Source organism: Novosphingobium sp., assembly GCF_039595395.1.
GTDB lineage: Bacteria > Pseudomonadota > Alphaproteobacteria > Sphingomonadales > Sphingomonadaceae > Novosphingobium.
Window position 1 is genome coordinate 830,670 of the sequence record NZ_JBCNLP010000001.1, and the last position, 18,202, is coordinate 848,871.

The following is an 18,202-nucleotide window of genomic DNA, read 5'->3' on the forward strand; positions in this document are numbered from 1 at the left end:
GCATGGCCTTTGAAATCAAGGATATCGACGAGTCGCAGGCGCCGCTGCTCGAACATCTGATAGAATTGCGCTCGCGGCTGATGCGCTGCATCGCCGCGCTGGCGATTTCCTTTGGCGTCTGCTTCTATTTCGTGAAGCAGATTTTCGCCTTTCTCGTGGCCCCGCTGGCCAATGCTTTCCCCAACGGACAGGGCAGGCTGGTCTACACCAAGCTTTACGAAGCCTTCTTCGTGGAGCTGAAAGTGGCGCTGTTCGCGGGGTTCATCGTCTCCTTCCCCGTGCTGGCCAACCAGCTCTGGGCCTTCGTGGCTCCGGGCCTTTACGCCAAGGAAAAGAAAGCTTTCCTGCCTTTCCTGATCGCCACGCCGATCTTGTTCCTGATGGGCGCCGCGCTGGCCTATTATGTGGTCATGCCGCAGGCCTTCCGCTGGTTGCTTGGCTTTGGCGGCCAGATGGGCGGGCTGAAGCTGGAGGCGCTGCCCTCGACCGGCGATTACCTGTCGCTGGTGATGCAGTTCATCTTCGCCTTCGGCATCAGCTTTCTGCTGCCCGTGCTGCTGATGCTGCTGAACCGCGCCGGGCTGGTGACACGCGACCAGCTTTCAGGCGCGCGCCGCTATGTGATCGTGGCGATCGTGGCGGCGGCGGCTTTGCTGACCCCGCCTGACGTGGCGTCTCAGCTGATGCTGGCGGTGCCGCTGCTGATCCTCTTCGAAGGGACCATGATCTTTATGTGGTTCACCGAGAAGCGGGATGCGAAAGTTAAGGCTGCAGAAGCTGTGGTGGAAGTTCAGGAAAGTTGAAAAGCGAGGGGGTTACCCCCTCGCGCTCCCATAACGTCTTCCGACGCATGGGCAGGGGTGGCCGATCGGGTGCGCCCCGGCTCTCCACCTGCACCAAGTAAGGGCGCCGCAGGCAGTAAAGCCTCGGCGCCTTTCTTGCGTTTAAAGCCTGCGGCGCGGCAAGCTGGGCGCAAGGCCGAATCCGTAGCGCCCACGCAGACATTAAAGGGAGCGCGAGGGCGATGGCCCTCGCATCTTCCCCTTATTTCTTATCCTCATCCACCTTGAACACCGGCAACCCGCCAACCCAGACCTGCAGTATCTTCGTCCCGCGAATCTCGGCGGGGGCCACGGTCATCACATCCCGATCCACCAACAGGAAGTCGGCGCGCTGACCGGGGGTCAAGCGCCCGAAATGCTCCTCGGCAAACCCGGCATAGGCGGCTTTCGTCGTGTATCCGGCCAGAGCCTGCGTGCGTGACACCACTTCCTGGGGCTGCCACCCGCCAGCGGGCTGCCCATCGGCGCCAACACGGCTGATCGCGGCGGCCATGCCGGCGAAGGGATCGCTCACTTCCACCGGAGCGTCCGACCCGAAGGCCAGGGTGGCCCCCGTCGCCGCGGCGCTCTTCCACGCATAGGCGCCTGCCAGACGCGTCGGGCCCAGCCGGGCCTCGGCCATCAGGCGGTCGCTGGTTTCGTGGGTGGGTTGCATGCTCAGGATGATATGCCCGGCGCGGTTGTTCAGATCCGTGATGCGGGGGAAGTCTTCCGGGGCGATGATCTGGGCGTGTTCGATGCGCCAGCGGCGGTCGCCCTTGTAGGTATCGGCCATCTCGGTGATGGCGTCGAGGACTTCGCTGTTGGCGGCGTCGCCGATGGCGTGGACGGCCACCTGAAAGTGATCCATCGCGGCGCGGCTCATCAGGTTTTTGAGCGCGGCGTCGTTCAATTGCGGCAGGCCGGTGGTGCCGGGGGCGTCGGCGTAGGGTGCCTTCAGCCATGCCCCGCGCGAGCCCAGCGCGCCGTCGAGGAACAGCTTCACGCCATTCATGCGCAGGCGGTCGTCATAGAGCCATGGTGTGGGGCCGGGGCCGCCGATCAGCGCCATGGCCTCGGTGCCCAGCGCATAGGACATGATACGGACGCGCAGGCGGCCGAGATCGCCCGCGCGTCGAAACGTCTGCCAGTCCTCGATGGAGGTGCCCATATCGGCGGCGGCGGTGACGCCGTGGCGCAGCAGGATGGTCTGGGCGGTGGAGAGCGCCAGATCGCGGTCCTCGGGGCGGGGCGGGGGCACGGCCTTGGCCATCAGCGCGGTGGCGGCATCGACCAGCACACCGGCGGGGGCGCCAAGGCTCGCCTTGGGGGCGGCTCTGGTTGCGCCCTTCACGCCGGGCCGGGCTGGGTGGGTGGGGGCAGGGGAGGGCGCGGCAAGGCGCTCGATATGGCCGCCCGCGGGGTCTTTGGAGGCTGCCGTGATGCCTGCCAGCGCCAGCGCGCGGGAGTTGGCCCAACCAGCATGGCCATCGACGCGCTCCAGCCAGACGGGGCGGTCGCTGACGGCGGCGTCCAGTTCGGCGGCGGTGGGGAAGCGGCCCAGGCCCCAGGTTTCCTGATTCCAGCCGCCGCCGATGATCCAGGGGCGGCCCGGATATTTGGCGGCATAGGCGGCGATCTTCGCCTGGGCCTCGGCCAGCGTATGCGTGTCCGACAGGTCCAGCGTCAGCGCGTTGAAGCCGATGCCCATCACATGGGCATGGGCGTCGATCAGGCCGGGCATCATCACCGCATCATGGCCGTCGGTGAGGAAATCGAGCTTGTCGGGGCGTTTGTCGCCATCGCGCAGCAGTTGCTTGACGCGGCCCTCCTTGTCGATGACCAGACCGGTGAAGTGCTGGATCTCGCCCTTTTCATCCAGCGTGAAGCCGCGCACATGGTCGATCAGCGCATCGGCATGGGCCTGAACCGGCAGAACCGTGGCAAGCAAGGCGGCAGTCAGAACCCGAAAACGCATATTATCCCTTCTGCACGCCCCGGCGGGGCAGGCGGCGCACCAGCGCGGTGATGTCCTGACGGCCGGCGCCCATCGCCTGAAGATCGGCGTAGAACTGGTCGATCAGCGCGGTGATCGGCAGCGAGAGCCCAAGCCCGCGCCCCTCATCCAGCGCCAGCCCCAGATCCTTGCGCATCAGATCGACCGTCAGGCCGAAATCGAACTCGTCCCGCGCCATGGAGGTCCAGTGATTGTCCATCTGCCAGCTCTGCGCCGCGCCGCCGCTGATCGCTTCGAGCACGCGGTCGAGGTCGAGATGCTCGGCCTGCGCCAGACGCAGGGCTTCGGAAAGCCCCGCCAGCACGCCAGTCATGCAGATCTGGTTGATCATCTTGGTGACCTGACCCGTGCCCGGCTTGCCCACATGCACGATGCGTCGCGCGTAGGCGCGCATCACGGCGCGGGCTTCCTCCACGGCGGCGGGCTTGCCGCCGCACATCAGCGTGAGCGTGCCTGCCTCGGCGCCGGGCTGGGCGCCGGTCATGGGCGCGTCGACGCAGTGCACCTCGCGATCGCGCGCTTCCACCGCGATCTGGCGGGCGATGCGCGCCGAGGCGGTGGTGTGGTCGATAAACAGCGCGCCCGGCCGCATCGAGCGCAGCAGGCCCTGAGGTCCCAGCACCACATCGGCCAGATCGTCGTCATTGCCCACGCAGGTTATGACCACATCGGCGCCCACGGCGGCCTGTCCGGGGCTGCGGGCGGTGATCACCTGAAGCTCGGGATTTTTCTCACGCCATGCCGCCACCTTGTCGGGCGAGCGGTTGTAGATCGTCAGCGTATGGCCGGCCTGCGCCAGATGGCGCGCGATGGGCGATCCCATCACACCCAGCCCCACCACCGAGATACGGCGCGGCGGAGCGGCGGGCTGTTGCTGCTGGGAGGTGGTGTCCTCGATCCCGCTCATGGCAAAGTCCCTTCTAAACACTCGGGGGTCGGCGATCTGATAGCGGCTTTTGCCGGAATGGGAACCATCGCCCTTGGGAAAATGCGGCCTTTCTTGCATGTTTTGCACATGCGGAAGTGCTTGAAGCATGTCGCGCAGAGGCGTAGGGCCCGGCGGTTATGAACGACACCGCTACGCAATCGCCCGAGGCTTCTCGCACCGACGTTCATCAGGACATGCGCCTGACGATCGAGGACATCCGCGCGGCGGCCAGGCGAATTAGCGGGCATGTCGTGCGCACCGACATGGACCATTCGCGCACCCTGTCGGAAATCTGCGGCTGCAATGTGTGGCTGAAGTTTGAAAACCTGCAATTCACCGCCGCCTATAAGGAACGTGGCGCCCTCAATGCCCTTCTGCTTCTCACCCAGGAACAGCGCGAGCGCGGCGTGATCGCCGCCAGCGCCGGTAACCATGCGCAAGGCCTGTCGTATCACGGCACGCGCCTTGGCGTGCCCGTGACCATCGTGATGCCGCGCACCACCCCCACGGTGAAGGTGATGCAGACCGAGAGCGTGGGCGGCAAGGTGGTGCTGGAAGGCGAGACCTTCGATGAGGCCTATGCTTTCGCGCGCAGCATGGAAAAGCAGCTTGGCCTGACCTTCGTCCATCCCTTCGACGAGCCCAACGTGGCCGCTGGCCAAGGCACCGTCGCGCTGGAAATGCTGGAAGACGTGCCCGAGCTGGACATGCTGGTGATCCCCGTCGGCGGCGGCGGCCTTGCCAGCGGCATGGGCACGGCAGCCCGCGCCATCAAGCCCGACATCGGCCTGATCGGCGTCGAGGCGGAGCTGTTCCCCTCCATGTACAATGTGCTGAAGGGCGCCAGCCTGCCCACCGGCGGCGACACGTTGGCCGAGGGCATTGCCGTCAAGGAGCCGGGCAAGTTCACCCAGAAGGTGCTGGCCGGGCTGCTCGATGACTTCGTGCTGGTGAACGAATCGGCGATGGAGCATGCTCTCGCGCTCCTTCTCCAGATCGAGAAGACCGTGGTGGAGGGCGCCGGTGCCGCCGGCCTCGCCGCCGTGCTGGAAAACCGCGAGATGTTTGCCGGGCGCAATGTCGGCATCGTCCTGTCGGGCGGCAACATCGACCAGCGTCTGCTGGCCAATGTGCTGCTGCGCGATCTGGCGCGTTCGGGCCGTCTGGCGCGTCTGCGTCTGGTGCTGCAGGACCGCCCCGGCGCGCTGTTCAAGGTGATGGAGGAGTTCGACCGCCATCAGGTCAACATCCTCGAAGTCTATCACCAGCGCATCTTCACCCATTTGCCAGCGAAGGGTTTGACCGCCGATATCGAATGCGAGGCACGCGATGGCGGGCAGATCGCGGCTCTGATCGCGGCGCTGCGGGCCAAGGGGTATGAGGTGAATCAGGCGGAGCCGAATTAAGTCAGGAAGATAAGTGCGAGGGGGTTACCCCCTCGCGCTCCCATGACGTCTTCCGACGATAGGGTAGGGGTGGCGCGATCGGGTGCGCCCCGCCTCTCCAACTGCACCAAGAAGGGCGCCGCAGGCAGGAATGCTCCGGCGCCTTTCTCGCGTTGAAAGCCTGCGGCGCGGCAAGTTTTGCGCAAGGCCGAACCCGATGCGCAACGCCGACATTAAAGGGAGCGCGAGGGCGATGGCCCTCGCATTGTCTCTTCTTGCAAAATTTTCCCCGCAACTCCCCTCCGCTCATCGTTAACTTTTTCGTGTCATAACCGTCCTGCAACGAGGCGATATGTCCGATTTGCGGGCGTTCTTTCCGAAAGCGTGGTTAAGGGTCTTTTACAGATCTGCGCGATTGGGCATACTCGTTGCTTGGCGGGGAGCATGGCCCCGAAACAACAGGATCGCGAGCAGGCAACCGTGACGGCACAAGTTCGTTTTCCCCGTTTCTTCGTGACGAGCCCGGCGCCGTGTCCGTATCTGGCCGGCCGTCAGGAACGCAAGGTCTTCACCGAGCTGAAGGGCCCGAATGCCGATGCCTTGAACGATGCGCTGGGCCGCATCGGTTTCCGCCGCAGCCAGACCGTCGCTTACCGGCCGAGCTGTGCCGATTGCACCGCCTGTGTCTCGGTGCGAGTCGCCGCGGCGGAGTTTCAGCCGTCCTCGACGCAGAAGCGCAATCTCAAGCGCAACAGCGATCTGGTTGCCACCGTCTGCCATCCCTGGTCCACTGCAGAGCAGTTCGGCTTGCTCCAGCGTTATCTTGCCGCGCGCCACCCCGGCGGCGGCATGGCGACGATGGATGAAGTCGATTTTGCCGATATGGTGGAACATACGCCGGTCACCAGCTATGTGATCGAATATAGGGAGCCTTGCGAGGACGGGGGGACGGGTCGGCTGGTCGGCGCGTGTCTTACGGATCGACAGGGCGACGGGTTGTCGATGATTTACTCCTTCTACGACCCGGAGCATGCAACACGGACCGGGCTTGGCAATTACATCATCCTCGATCACATCCGCCGCGCCGCCCAGGACGACCTGCCCTTCGTGTATCTGGGCTATTGGGTCGAAGGGTCTGAGCGGATGCAGTACAAGGTGCGTTATCGCCCGCTCGAACGGCTGGGGCGCGACGGCTGGCGCCGCATGTCCGCCGATGAGCAGGACCGCCTTATCTCCGCCACCGCTGGCCAAGGTGGACAACGTGGCGGCGGACAGCGTGACAGCGGATTGCCCGCCAAGGACGGCAGCGTCGAGCCAGGGACGGCTCAGGCTCTGCAGGCCGAAGCCATGCCTGCGCTCGACCAGTCCGGCTTTTCATCCTTCGGATCCTTCTGAGCTTTTCGTGAGCGCGCGCGGCAGGCGGCATGCGCTGCTGCTGCAAGGCGTGCTGACCGGTGGTCTGCTGCTGATGATGCTGGCGTGCGGGGCGCATCCGGCATGGGCTCAGGATATGGCTCCCACCGGAGAGCCCGCGAAGGCCACACCTGCCGCGAACACGCCGGCCCAACCGGCAACCGCCTCCGCCCCGCACGAGGAGGACAAGGACGACGCCGAGCTGCGCAGCCTGATCCCCGACAGCGCCCGCACCAAACCCGAGGACTGGGCCCGCCAACTGCCCCCGGCCACAAATACGCCCCCGGCCACGCCCGAACCCGTCGCGGGCGCGGGGGAGGGCATGCCGCAAGCTCAGGATGGCCCGCCGCTCAGCGCCACCTCGCCCTTGGCCGATCTGCCGGGCTTCTCGCTCGACTGGCCCCGGCCCGATCTGCAACTGCCCCCGCTCGAAAGCCTCTCGCAGGAGAGCGATGCCGTGGCGGCACTGGCCGCGCTCGACAAGCAGGAGGAGGTCACCCCGCCCCCCGTGCCGGTCGACCGCGATGCCCGCAGCCTGCGCCGCGCCGAGCAGGCCCATTACACGCTGGAATGGGCGGTCGCGATTCCCGAAAGGGTGGCGCTCGAGGCGCGTTTCCATGAGCTTTCGGCTCTGGCCGCCCCCGAACCCAAGCCGCTCAAGGGCCAGAAGGCCGACCCCAAATCCCCCGATCAGGAGCTGCCGCAGATCGCGGTGCGCGCCACCACCGACCGCGCCCTGCTGGAGCGGCTGCTGCATGTCTATGGCTATTACGATGGCGAGGTGCTGCAGAGCATCGGCTCCATCACCCCGGCCGAGGCGGCGGCGGGCGTCACGCCGATGGTGGCTTTTGATCTGATTCCAGGGCGGCGCTATCGCTTTGGCGAGATCTCGACCGGCCATCTCGCCGATGCCGGGCCCGATGCTCCGGCGCTTCGCGACTCGCTGGGGATCAAGACCGGCGATGCGCTGCATGCCGACGCCATTCCCGAGGGGATCACCAGCCTGCAGGCCGCGCTTGGCGAGGCGGGCTATCCCTTCGCCAAGATCGGCGCCCCCGAACTGACCGTCGACCACACGCGCGAGGAAGGCGACCTCGCGCTGGAGGTCACGCCCGAGGGCAAATACCGCTTCGGCAAGGTGACCAGCGGCAGCCCGCATTTCCTCTCCGCCGGGCACCTGCAGGACATCGCCCGCTTCAAGCCGGGCCAGCTCTGGCGCCGCAGCGAGATCGAGGATTTCCGCCGTGCCGTGCTGGCCACCGGGCTGGTCTCCAGCGTTACGGTCACCCCGCGCGTCGAAACCGCGCCTCAACCCGATGTGCCGGGTATCGTCGCCACCGATGTGACGATGACGCCCGCCCCCTTGCACACCATCGCGGGCGAGATCGGCTATGATACCGCCGAGGGCTTCCGCCTCGCCGCGAGCTGGGAGCATCGCAACCTCTTCCCGCCCGAGGGTCTGCTGCGCCTGCGCGGCATCGCGGGCACGCATGAGCAGATGGCGGGGGTCACCTTCCGCCGCTCGAACTTCCTCGGGCGCGACCGCGTGCTGACGGTCGATGTCTATGGCGACAATGCCACGCTGACCGCTTACGCCGCGCGCAAGGTGGCCTTCGCCGCGACCTATGAGCGGCAGACGACGCTGCTGTTCCAGAAGCCATGGGTGTGGTCGCTGGGGCTGCAATCGGAAATCTCCGACGAGCGCGAGGGTGTGCCCAGCGGCATCACCACCGGGCGCACGCAATACATCACCACCGCTTTGCCGCTGCGCGCCGCCTTCGACGCGACCGACAGCCTGCTCGATCCGCAAAGGGGCTGGCGCGCCTCGCTGCGGGTCTCGCCGGAAATCGCCTTCGCACGCGGCGACCGGGCGACCTATGCGGTGATTCAGGCCGATGCCAGTGCCTATCACAAGGTGAGCAAGGGCGTGGAACTGGCCGGGCGCATCCGTCTGGGCTCGATCACGGCGGGCGATCTCAACGATGTGGCGCCCTCGCGGCGTTTCTACGCGGGTGGCGGCGCCTCGATCCGCGGCTATGGCTATGAGCTGGTCGGCCCGCGCAACGATCTGGGCGAGCCCAAGGGCGGGCGCGGCCTTTACGAGGTCTCGCTGGAGGCGCGCGTCGACACGCCGTGGTTCGGCGGCGGCTTCCAGCTTGTGCCCTTTATCGATGGCGGCGGTGTTGATCCGCAGGTCTTGCCCGGTTTCCGCGATATGCGTTACGGCGCGGGCATGGGTGTGCGTTACAAGACCAGCTTCGGCCCGATCCGGCTTGATATCGGCACGCCGCTCAACCCGCGTCATGGCGATGGGCCGGTGGCGATTGCCGTGGCGCTGGGTCAGGCCTTCTGATGGCGGATGAAACGCCAGAGGTTCCGGTGGAGGAAGGCGCGCCTGTGGCGGCGCCGCGCCGCAAGTGGTGGCCGATCCCGCTGCGCATCTGGCTGAAATATCTGCTGGGTCTGCCGCTGGGCTTTGTGGCGGCGCTGGGGCTGGCGGTGCTGGTGCTGGATTCGTCAATCGGCCATCGCCTGCTGGCCGATCTGCTGGCCCAGATCACCTTCGACAATGGGCTGAAGGTGGAAATCGCCCGGATCGAGGGCTCGGTCTATGGCAATGCGCGGCTGTCGGGCGTGGTGCTGCGCGATCCGCGCGGCGTGTTCCTGCGCATTCCCTCCGTGGAGCTGGACTGGCGCCCGCTCGATTTCTGGAAGCGCGGGCTGGATATCCGCAAGCTGGCGATCCGGCGCGGCACGCTCAGCCGTGTGCCCCATTTCATCGACACCGGCCCCAGCAATCCGCGCTGGCCCGACCGCGATCTGCGCATCGACACGCTCTCCATCGAGCGGCTGACCGTGGCGAAAGAGGTGCTGGGCAGCGAAAGACGCGTCGATCTGCGTGCCTCTGCGCGCCTGTCGCGGGCTTCGGCCTATCTGGCCATCAAGGGGCGGCTGGGTGGCGGCGACCGGCTTGATGCGCTGGTCGATATCGACAAGAACCGCAACCGTCTCGATCTGGCGCTGGATTATGCCGCGCCGCGCGGAGGGCTGCTGGCCGCGCTCACCGATTCGACGATGGACCGCAGCGCGCATATCCGCGGGCGCGGCACATGGAGCACATGGGACGGTGACCTGACCGCCACGCAAGGCGCCAAGCGTATCGCGGCGCTCAACCTCTCCGCGCGGCAGGGGCTCTATACGCTGGGCGGCAGGCTGTGGACCGATCCGCTGCTTTCGGTCGAGGACCGCGCGCTGATCGGCCCCGAGGTGGCGCTCAAGGTGCAGGCTCGTCTGGACGAGCGCATGCTGACCGGCACCGCCTCGGCCCAGAGCGCCAAGCTGGCCATCAATGCCAAGGGCGGCGCGGATATCGCCGGGCGCGCCTTCCGCCATATGGCCATCGAGGTGACGGGCCGCGCGCCCTTGCAACTGGACAAGGATGTCGGGCTGAAAGGCGCCCATCTCGACCTGTTGCTCGATGGCGAGGCGCCGACGCTGGCGGCCGACTGGAAGCTGGTCACGCAGGGGCTGACGATCGACGATGTGCTGATCGCCGGGCTGGCCGCTCAGGGCAAGGCGAAGCGCGAGGGGGCCAGGGGCTGGCGCAGTCCGGTCGAGCTGGCGGCCTCGCGCATTGTCACCGATGATGCCGATCTCAATGCTCAGCTTGTGCGCGGCAAGGCGGCAGGCGTGCTGACGCTTCAGGGCAAGGTGCTGAAGGGGCAGGATCTGGAGATGCGCTTTGCCCATGCCGCCTTGCGCTTTGCGCTGGACCGGCGGCCTGTCGAGGGCATCACGCTGACGGGTCAGGCGCGGCTGCATGGCTGGCCGGTGCAGGGCATCGGCGCGGCGGATGCCACTGGAAACATGAAGCTGGTGATCCCGCCGGGCGCCCCGCCATGGCGGCTGACCGGGCCGGTGAAGGGCGCCGTGCCGCATCTGAACGGGGGCGCGCTGAGCAGGATCTTTGGCGAAAGCGCGACTTTCTCGGGTCAGGTGGAGGCCGGGCCGCATCGTCATCTGGTGCTGGCGCGCGGCACGCTGACCGCACCGCTGGCCACGGCGAGCTTCACCGGCCAGCGCGGGGATGACGGGCGGCTGGCGCTGACCGGGCAGGGCCGTCATGAGCAATATGGTTCCTTCACCGCGCAGGTGCAGATGGGCGGCAAGCCGGGCGTGGCGACTGAAACCGGTCTGGCGGTGCAGGTTCATCTGGCCGATCCCTATCCCGATGCCGGGGTGAAGGATGTGCAACTGGCGCTGCATCAGCAGGACGAGGATCAGTACAGCGTGGATGTGCAGGGCCAGTCGGCGCTGGGGCCCTTCTCCGGCCTGCTGGCGCTCGATGCGCGGGGGCAGGGCGCGCGCCTCTCGCTGCGGCGGATGACGGTCTCGCAGACCACGCTGAGCGGCGATCTGGCGCTGGGCGATGCGGGCGCGCAGGGCGATATCGCGCTGAGCGGCGGCGGGGTGAGCGGCACGTTGAAGCTGGCACCCCGGAATGCGCAGGCCAATGGACAGGGCGTCGATCTGGTGCTGAACCTGAAGAATGCGCGCTTCGGGCAGGATCAACCGCTCTCCATCGCCAATGGCAGGGTCACCGCCAATGGGCTGGTGCTCAAGGGGCATACCACCATCGGCGTCGATGTGGCGGCGCAGGGCATCGGCAAGGGACGGCTCTTCGTCGGCAAGCTGGATGCCCATGCGAAACTGACCGATGGTTCGGGCCGGGTCACCGCCAGCATCGGCGGGCGGCGCGGCAGCCGTTTCGACCTCAATGTGCTGGCCGATGTCGGGCCGGGGAAGGTGGCGCTGATCGCGGGCGGCACCTTTGCCGGGCAGCGCATCGCCATGCCGCGCCGGGCGATCTTCACCGCGCAGAGCCGCGCTGACGGCACCGGCAATGGCTGGCAACTGGCGCCCGCTCAGGTGGATTATGCCGGAGGCCGCGTGGTGGCGCAGGGCAGCTTCGGCAATGGCGCCACCGAGATGAAGATCGGTATCGCCGATATGCCGCTGTCACTGGGCGATGTGGTGTTCTCCGACCTTGGGCTGGGCGGCAAGGTGTCGGGCAATCTGGCGTGGCATCGCGCCCGCGAAGGGCTGCCCAGCGCGGAAGGATCGCTGGCCATCAAGGGCCTGACCCGCTCGGGCCTGTCGCTCACCTCGCGCCCGATCGATCTGGCGGTGGTCGGCGCGCTGTGCGAACAGACTCTGGAAGCCCGCGCCATCGCCAGCGAGGACGGGCAGGTGCGCGGCCGCCTGCAGGCGCGCATCGACCAGTTGGGCGGCGATGGCGGGCTGGAAACAAGGCTGTCGCATGGGCGGCTGGTGGGCCAGATGCGCTATGGCGGGCCCGCCGATGCGCTGTGGCGGCTGATGGCGCTCGACGCTTTCGACCTCACCGGGCCGATCGACATTGCCGCCGACATCGACGGCAGCCTCTATGATCCGCATATTCGCGGCTCGCTGGCGGGCAACAATCTGCGCCTGCAAAGCGCGGTGACCGGCACCGATATCCGCCAGATCGTCGCGCGCGGCAGCTTTTCCGGCTCGCGCCTGACGCTGACCAACCTCTCGGGCCAGACCGCCAATGGCGGCAGCGTGGTCGGCAGCGGGGCGGTCGATTTCGCCTCCATGGGGCCGGTGGCGGGCGGGGGGAATCGCGGCGTGTCGCTCGACCTCAAGCTGGCGGGGAACAAGGCGCAGTTCATCAACCGCACCGATCTGGCGCTGGTCGCCACGGGCCCCTTGCGCATCATGTCCGACGGGCTGAGCGGGACGCTGGCCGGGCGGCTCGCCATCGATGGCGCGCGCTGGCGGCTGGGGCAGGCCGCCGCCGCCGCGGGCCTGCCGCAGATCACCACCAAGGAGGTCAATCGCCGCGCTGACGTCGCCCCCGACACCAGCCGGGACATGCCCTGGCGCCTGCTGGTCGATGCCGAGGGGCCGGGCAACATCCGCCTCGTCGGCATGGGGCTCGACAGCCGCTGGGGCGCGAAGATCCGCCTGCGCGGCACGCTGGACAACCCGGCCATCGCGGGCGAGGCGCGGATGGTGGAGGGCATCTATGAGTTCGCGGGCAAGCGTTTCGACCTGACGCGCGGGCTGATTACCTTCGACGGCTCGGCCCCGCCCGACCCACGGCTGGACATGATGGCCAGCTCCTCGGTTTCGGGCATCACCGCCAGCGTGAATGTGCGCGGGACGGCAAACCATCCCGATATCGTCTTCTCCTCGATTCCCGCGCTGCCTGAGGAGGAGGTGCTCTCGCGCCTGCTGTTCGGCAATTCGATCACGCAGATCTCCGCGCCCGAGGCGGTGCAATTGGGGGCGGCGCTGGCGGCCTTGCACGGCGGGGGCGGGGTGGACCCGATCAACAAGCTGCGCCGGGCGATCGGGCTGGACCGGCTGCGGATCGTCTCGGCGGATGTGACCACGGGGCAGCAGACCGGCGTGGCGGCGGGCAAGTATCTGACGCATCACGTCTATGCCGAGCTGGTGTCGGACGGGAAGGGCTACTCCGCGACCAATCTGGAGTTCCGTTTGACGAACTGGCTGGCACTGTTGGGGAGTGCTTCGACCATCGGGCGGCAGAGTGTGAATGCTCGGGCGAGTAAGGATTATTAAGAAGGGAAGATGCGAGGGGGTTACCCCCTCGCGCTCCCATTATTGTCTACGTGGCGCTTTGGGTTCGGCCCTGGAGCAAGGTCGCGGCGCCGCAGGCTTTAAGGCCGCTGCGCGGCGGGTCCTTTATGCGCGAGGGTGGTTTTAAAACTGTCGTTTCGTCGGAAGACGTCATGGGGGTGCAGGGGGTGTAACACCCCCTGCTTTATCCCTTATTCCTTCTGCCCATACAACGCAGCCTCAGCCGCCCGCCGCTTGGTCAAACCGGACATCACCTGCCCTGCAGCCCGGTTCCATCGCCCGAACTGCGCCTGAGCCGCAGCATGATCCCCGGCGATATGCTTCGCCAGCAGCGTCGAGCCGGCCAGATTGCGGATGCCGATGTTGTAGCCCAGCGTCACCAGCGCATCGAACTGGTTCTGCCCTGTGGCGGCATGGCCCAGCAGTCCGTCGATGCGTGTGGCGAAACCGGAGGCGTCACGCAGGAGGCGGGCGTCGCATTGCGCCTGGGTCCAGATGGTGGTGGGGGTGATGTCCGGTCCGGTCGAGCCCCAGCCGATGGTCCAGGGCGCGCCGCCGCTGGCCGGGTCGGGATAGGCGGCGAAGGTGCCGTCGGGGCGGCGGCGGGCGCAGCCTTCGAAGCGCTTGATCAGGGCAAGGCCCGCAGCGCCAAGCGTGCGGGCCGAAGAAGTGGGGTACGAAGCCATGGGGTGTCTCCCTGAGGGATGGGGAGAGCACCATCTATCGCAGGACGCGGGGCGTAGGACAGCCCCGCGTGCGATGCGTCAGGCTGAGGCGTCGCGCTTGTTGCCGGTGAAGAGGTGGATCACGAAGGACGCCACCGCGAAAAGCAGCAGCAGGTGAATAAGAGCGCTGGAGACGTGCAGCACCACGAAGGAGATCAGCCACGCCAGGACGAGGATACCGAAAAGACCGAGAAACATGAGCGTGCTCCTGTTTGAAACCTGTGAGATCAGGAATGCGCAGGGGCGGTGAATGTTTCACGCATGTGTTTCGCGGCATGTTTGGCGGGAACGGCGGGCACAGAAAAGCCCGGCGGAAGCATGGCTCCCACCGGGCTGATCCTGCAGCGATGAGGCACCGGGCGGCGCGAAGGCCGCCCGGCACGTTTCATCAGGCGCTGTAGTACATGTCGAATTCGACGGCCGAAGGGGTCGTTTCCCAACGGAACACTTCGGGCCACTTCAGTTCGATGTAGGACTCGATCTGGTCCTTGGTGAACACGCCGCCTTCCAGCAGGAAGTCGTGGTCGGCGTTCAGGGCGTCGAGAGCCTCACGCAGCGAACCGCAGACGGTGGGAACCTCGGCCAGCTCCTCGGGGGGCAGGTCGTACAGGTTCTTGTCCATGGCGTCGCCGGGGTGGATCTTGTTCTTGATGCCGTCCAGACCGGCCATCAGCAGAGCCGAGTAGCACAGGTAGGGGTTGGCCATCGCGTCGGGGAAGCGGAATTCCACGCGCTTGGCCTTGGTGCCGGCACCGTAAGGGATGCGGCACGAGGCCGAACGGTTGCGGGCCGAATAGGCCAGCAGCACGGGGGCTTCATAACCCGGCACCAGACGCTTGTAGCTGTTGGTGGTGGGGTTGGTGAAGGCGTTCAGGGCCTTGGCGTGCTTGATGACGCCGCCGATGAAGTACAGGCACATGTCCGACAGACCGGCATAGCCGTTGCCGGCGAACAGCGGGTTGCCCTTGTCCCAGATCGAGATGTGGGTGTGCATGCCGCTGCCGTTGTCGGCCTTGATGGGCTTGGGCATGAAGGTGGCCGTCTTGCCATAGGCATGGGCAACCTGATGCACGACATACTTGTAGACCTGCATGCGGTCGGCGGTCTGCGTCAGCGTGCCGAAGGTCAGACCCAGCTCGTGCTGAGCCGAGGCCACTTCGTGGTGGTGCTTGTCGCAGGGCAGGCCCATGGCCAGCATGGTCGAGACCATTTCGCCGCGGATGTCGACCAGGCTGTCGACGGGGGCGACGGGGAAATAGCCGCCCTTGGCGCGCGGACGGTGCGCCATGTTGCCGCCTTCATAGGCCTTGTTCGAGTTGGTGGGCAGCTCGATGTCGTCCAGCGAGAAGCCGTTGCCGTTGTAGCCGTCGTAGAAGCGCACGTCGTCGAAGACGAAGAATTCGGCCTCGGGGCCGACATAGACGGTGTCGCCGATGCCGGTGGTCTGCACGAAGGCTTCGGCGCGCTTGGCGGTCGAGCGGGGATCGCGGGCGTAGAGCTCACCGGTCGAGGGCTCGACGATGTCGCAGACCACGATCAGCATCGGGGTGGCCGAGAAGGGATCGACATAGACCGCGTTGAGGTCGGGCTTGAGGATCATGTCCGACTCGTTGATGGCCTTCCAGCCCTCGATCGACGAACCGTCGAACATCAGGCCATCTTCCAGCTCGTCCTCACCCAGGACCGAGGCGACCATGGTCAGGTGCTGCCACTTGCCCTTGGGGTCGGTGAAGCGAAGATCGACCCACTCGATTTCCTCATCCTTGATCTGCTGAAGGATGTCCGATGCAGTAGCCATTACCGTTGTTCTCCGAAGATGATCCGCCGGCGCAGGGCTCGGCGGATGAAGGGGTAATCATAGTGCGTGGCGCATCAGCCCGGACCCCAGGACGGGTTGCTGCGCCGGGAGAGCCGACCCCGCGCCCCCTAGCCGGGCGCGGAGGCGGCGAAACCGTTAGATGGCGGCGTCGTCGCGCTCACCGGTGCGGATGCGCAGGGCGCTGTCCACGGTCATGACGAAGATCTTGCCGTCGCCGATGCGGCCGGTCTGCGCGGCGCCCGCGATGGCTTCGACCACGCGTTCGGCCAGCGCGTCGGCCACGACGACTTCCAGCTTCACCTTGGGCAGGAAGTCCACGACATATTCGGCGCCGCGATACAGCTCGGTGTGGCCCTTCTGGCGGCCAAAGCCCTTGGCCTCGGTCACGGTGATGCCCGAAACGCCGACCTCGTGAAGCGCTTCCTTCACTTCGTCGAGCTTGAAGGGCTTGATGATCGCCTCGATCTTTTTCACGCCTGAAACATCCTTTGTTCAGCACAGCGACAGCAGGGCATCGGCCCCGCCGCCTCTCCGCATGGGTAGCGACCCTTACCCGGTTCGCATTTCCGGGCTCGGGCGAGAGGACGGAAGTCCGCGCCTCTCTTCACCCTGGCACCTGATATGTCGGTAACGATCTATCAAGTTTCGTGCCAAGGCCGGTAACAAATGGATAGGGCAAAGCGGCGCTGAGGAAAACCGGATAATCGGGCTTTATCGCCCCTTCATCGCGAATTGCTGGGGATGGTGGGGCCGGGGGGTGACACTGTTTGGGCAGGTCTGTTCAAATTTCGGGCAGGGTGTGCCGCAAATTTGTGCATGGCCGCTTTTTGGGCGTCATGAGGGGGTGAACACATGCCTTATTGCACCTTCCGCATGCAAAAGGCCGGCGAATCACTTCGCCGGCCCCTTATGATGCATGAAGATGGTAAATCCGGTTACATCGGTCTGGAAATCCGGCGAGGCCGGATTTCACGGCACCAGCCCTCTCCCCCGCCCGGCCACCCAACGGCAGTATCATATGGGTGGCCGGGCGGGGGAGAGGGCTGGTGCCGCACTGGCCATGTGCGGCAGCACATGGCCCAAACTTACAGCGCCAGACCGGCGCCCTCATCCAGACCGGCCATCAGGTTCAGGCTCTGCACGGCGGCACCGCTGGCACCCTTGCCCAGATTGTCGAGCACGGCGACCAGACGCGCCTGCGAACCCTCCATGCCGCCGAAGACGAACAGCTCCAGCTTGTCGCTGGGCGCGGTCGAGCGGCGCAGCAGCAGTTCGGCGGGCGTGTCATCGGTGTTGACCGACACAACCGGGCTGCCGGCATAGAAATCGACCAGCGCGGCGCGCAAGGCCTCGGGCGAGCCCGCGCCCTGCATCGCGTAGAGCGGCAAAGGCACCTCGACCACCATGCCGCGATGCGCCGGGATCACGCTGGGCGCGAACACAGGCGGATGCACCAGCCCGGCATAGCGCGTCATCTCGGGCACATGCTTGTGGCCCAGCGCCAGACCATAGGTGCGGAAGGCAATGTCGGTGTCGTCTTCGAAGCGCTCGATCAGCCCCTTGCCGCCGCCCGAATAGCCCGAAACCGCATTGACGGTGTAGGGGAAGTCGGCGGGCAGCAGACCGGCGCGCACCAGCGGCGCGATCAGAGCGATAAAGCCCGTGGGATAGCAGCCGGGATTGGCGACGCGGGTGGCATTGGCCACGGCCTCGCGCCCGACGATCTCTGGGAAGCCATAGGTCCAGCCAGCGGCCACGCGATGCGCGGTGGAGGCATCGATGATCCGCACCTTGCTGCCTTCCGCCATGGCGACGGCCTCGATCGCGGCATCGTCATGCAGGCAGAGCACCGCGAAATCGGCGGCATGCAGCGCGTCCTTGCGGGCTGCGGAATCCTTGCGTCGTGCATCATCGAGGATGATCAGCGAAAACTCGCTGCGTCCGCCCAGCCGGTCGGCGATTTCCAGGCCAGTGGTGCCGGCGGCACCGTCGATGAAAACAGTCTGCGTCACGCAAGATTCTCCAACTGGGTCAGGGCGATATAGCCCACGACGCCACCGCCTGTCACCTCACCCCAGGCATGGCCGCCCGCGATGTCGAGCACGTCGAAACCGGCGTCCGGCTCCAGCGTGGCCAGCGTCTCGCCGCCCGGTGCCTTCATCAGCGTGGCGCCTTGCGATCCGGCGCGATGCTGCACGGGGGCGACATAATGCGGCACGAAGACTTTTCCGGCCAGGCGGATATGCGCCAGATCGCCGCGCACCGGCAGGCGCGTCGCGTCGAGCTTGTCCACCGGACCCGAGAGGGCGAAGCTAGCGCCCAGATAAATGCCATCTGTCTTCATCAACACGCCTGAGCCCAACCCCGATCCGTCAAAGCGGGGGCGCATAGCGGCAAGATGCGATTTTCGCAAGTTTGATGGCGGCATCGGCCTTCTTCCCCACCC

13 protein-coding genes are annotated in these 18,202 nt (G+C 66.4%); 5 read left to right on the forward strand and 8 right to left on the reverse strand.

Annotated elements, in window-relative coordinates:
* Positions 1 to 2: 2 nt before the first annotated feature.
* On the forward strand, positions 3 to 803 hold the full coding sequence (gene tatC, locus ABDW49_RS03920) for a twin-arginine translocase subunit TatC (protein ID WP_343609884.1): 801 nt from the start codon (positions 3 to 5) through the stop codon (positions 801 to 803).
* A gap of 241 nt (positions 804 to 1,044) precedes the next feature.
* Here tatC and ABDW49_RS03925 read toward each other — a convergent pair whose 3' ends face one another.
* Both ABDW49_RS03925 and ABDW49_RS03930 read right to left on the reverse strand, forming a co-directional pair.
* Positions 1,045 to 2,799: an amidohydrolase family protein gene (locus tag ABDW49_RS03925; protein ID WP_343609886.1), complete on the reverse strand. Its 1,755-nt coding sequence runs from the start codon at positions 2,797 to 2,799 to the stop codon at positions 1,045 to 1,047.
* Position 2,800: 1 nt separating this feature from the next.
* Positions 2,801 to 3,745, reverse strand: a complete 945-nt coding sequence (locus ABDW49_RS03930) for an NAD(P)-dependent oxidoreductase (RefSeq protein WP_343609888.1) — start codon at positions 3,743 to 3,745, stop codon at positions 2,801 to 2,803.
* A gap of 215 nt (positions 3,746 to 3,960) precedes the next feature.
* Between ABDW49_RS03930 and ABDW49_RS03935 the strand changes: the two genes are divergently transcribed.
* From ABDW49_RS03935 to ABDW49_RS03950, 4 genes are all read left to right on the forward strand, one after another.
* Positions 3,961 to 5,172 carry a threonine ammonia-lyase gene (locus tag ABDW49_RS03935; protein ID WP_343614118.1) on the forward strand — a complete coding sequence of 404 codons (1,212 nt, stop codon included), beginning with the start codon at positions 3,961 to 3,963 and terminating at the stop codon, positions 5,170 to 5,172.
* A gap of 459 nt (positions 5,173 to 5,631) precedes the next feature.
* Positions 5,632 to 6,546, forward strand: coding sequence for an arginyltransferase (locus tag ABDW49_RS03940; protein ID WP_343614120.1), 915 nt, complete (start codon positions 5,632 to 5,634; stop codon positions 6,544 to 6,546).
* A 7-nt stretch (positions 6,547 to 6,553) separates the two neighbouring features.
* Positions 6,554 to 8,917 (forward strand): BamA/TamA family outer membrane protein, encoded by a 2,364-nt coding sequence (locus ABDW49_RS03945; RefSeq protein ID WP_343609889.1) that lies wholly within the window; start codon positions 6,554 to 6,556, stop codon positions 8,915 to 8,917.
* A complete protein-coding gene (locus ABDW49_RS03950) occupies positions 8,917 to 13,194 on the forward strand; it encodes a translocation/assembly module TamB domain-containing protein (protein WP_343609890.1) in 4,278 nt (1,425 codons plus the stop codon). Before ABDW49_RS03945 ends, ABDW49_RS03950 begins: the two co-directional genes overlap by 1 nt.
* Positions 13,195 to 13,403: 209 nt before the next feature.
* On the opposite strand, the gene ABDW49_RS03955 is transcribed toward ABDW49_RS03950, so the two are convergent.
* The 6 genes from ABDW49_RS03955 to ABDW49_RS03980 form a co-directional block, all read right to left on the reverse strand.
* On the reverse strand, positions 13,404 to 13,898 hold the full coding sequence (locus ABDW49_RS03955; protein ID WP_343609892.1) for a lysozyme: 495 nt from the start codon (positions 13,896 to 13,898) through the stop codon (positions 13,404 to 13,406).
* A 78-nt stretch (positions 13,899 to 13,976) separates the two neighbouring features.
* A complete protein-coding gene (locus ABDW49_RS03960; protein WP_343609894.1) occupies positions 13,977 to 14,135 on the reverse strand; it encodes a DUF5670 family protein in 159 nt (52 codons plus the stop codon).
* 190 nt (positions 14,136 to 14,325) lie between these two features.
* The gene (gene glnA, locus ABDW49_RS03965) at positions 14,326 to 15,735 is read right to left on the reverse strand and encodes a type I glutamate--ammonia ligase (RefSeq protein ID WP_343609895.1); all 1,410 of its coding nucleotides are present in this window, start codon (positions 15,733 to 15,735) and stop codon (positions 14,326 to 14,328) included.
* Between the two features lie 156 nt (positions 15,736 to 15,891).
* Entirely contained in the window at positions 15,892 to 16,230 is a 339-nt protein-coding gene (locus ABDW49_RS03970; RefSeq protein WP_068090633.1) for a P-II family nitrogen regulator, read from the reverse strand.
* Between the two features lie 611 nt (positions 16,231 to 16,841).
* Positions 16,842 to 17,768 carry an N-acetyl-gamma-glutamyl-phosphate reductase gene (gene argC / locus ABDW49_RS03975; RefSeq protein WP_343609897.1) on the reverse strand — a complete coding sequence of 309 codons (927 nt, stop codon included), beginning with the start codon at positions 17,766 to 17,768 and terminating at the stop codon, positions 16,842 to 16,844.
* Positions 17,765 to 18,100, reverse strand: a complete 336-nt coding sequence (locus tag ABDW49_RS03980; RefSeq protein ID WP_343609898.1) for an SH3 domain-containing protein — start codon at positions 18,098 to 18,100, stop codon at positions 17,765 to 17,767. The genes argC and ABDW49_RS03980 overlap by 4 nt, the downstream gene beginning before the upstream one ends.
* Positions 18,101 to 18,202 lie beyond the last annotated feature (102 nt).

What these genes read in the sequence shown, in the direction of transcription:
- glnA (WP_343609895.1), bottom strand. Translation starts at nt 15,735, where the DNA reads ATGGCTACTGCATCGGACATCCTTCAGCAGATCAAGGATGAGGAAATC.
- ABDW49_RS03930 (WP_343609888.1), bottom strand. Translation starts at nt 3,745, where the DNA reads ATGAGCGGGATCGAGGACACCACCTCCCAGCAGCAACAGCCCGCCGCT.
- tatC (WP_343609884.1), top strand. Translation starts at nt 3, where the DNA reads ATGGCCTTTGAAATCAAGGATATCGACGAGTCGCAGGCGCCGCTGCTC.
- ABDW49_RS03980 (WP_343609898.1), bottom strand. Translation starts at nt 18,100, where the DNA reads ATGAAGACAGATGGCATTTATCTGGGCGCTAGCTTCGCCCTCTCGGGT.
- ABDW49_RS03935 (WP_343614118.1), top strand. Translation starts at nt 3,961, where the DNA reads ATGCGCCTGACGATCGAGGACATCCGCGCGGCGGCCAGGCGAATTAGC.
- ABDW49_RS03925 (WP_343609886.1), bottom strand. Translation starts at nt 2,799, where the DNA reads ATGCGTTTTCGGGTTCTGACTGCCGCCTTGCTTGCCACGGTTCTGCCG.
- ABDW49_RS03955 (WP_343609892.1), bottom strand. Translation starts at nt 13,898, where the DNA reads ATGGCTTCGTACCCCACTTCTTCGGCCCGCACGCTTGGCGCTGCGGGC.
- ABDW49_RS03960 (WP_343609894.1), bottom strand. Translation starts at nt 14,135, where the DNA reads ATGTTTCTCGGTCTTTTCGGTATCCTCGTCCTGGCGTGGCTGATCTCC.
- ABDW49_RS03950 (WP_343609890.1), top strand. Translation starts at nt 8,917, where the DNA reads ATGGCGGATGAAACGCCAGAGGTTCCGGTGGAGGAAGGCGCGCCTGTG.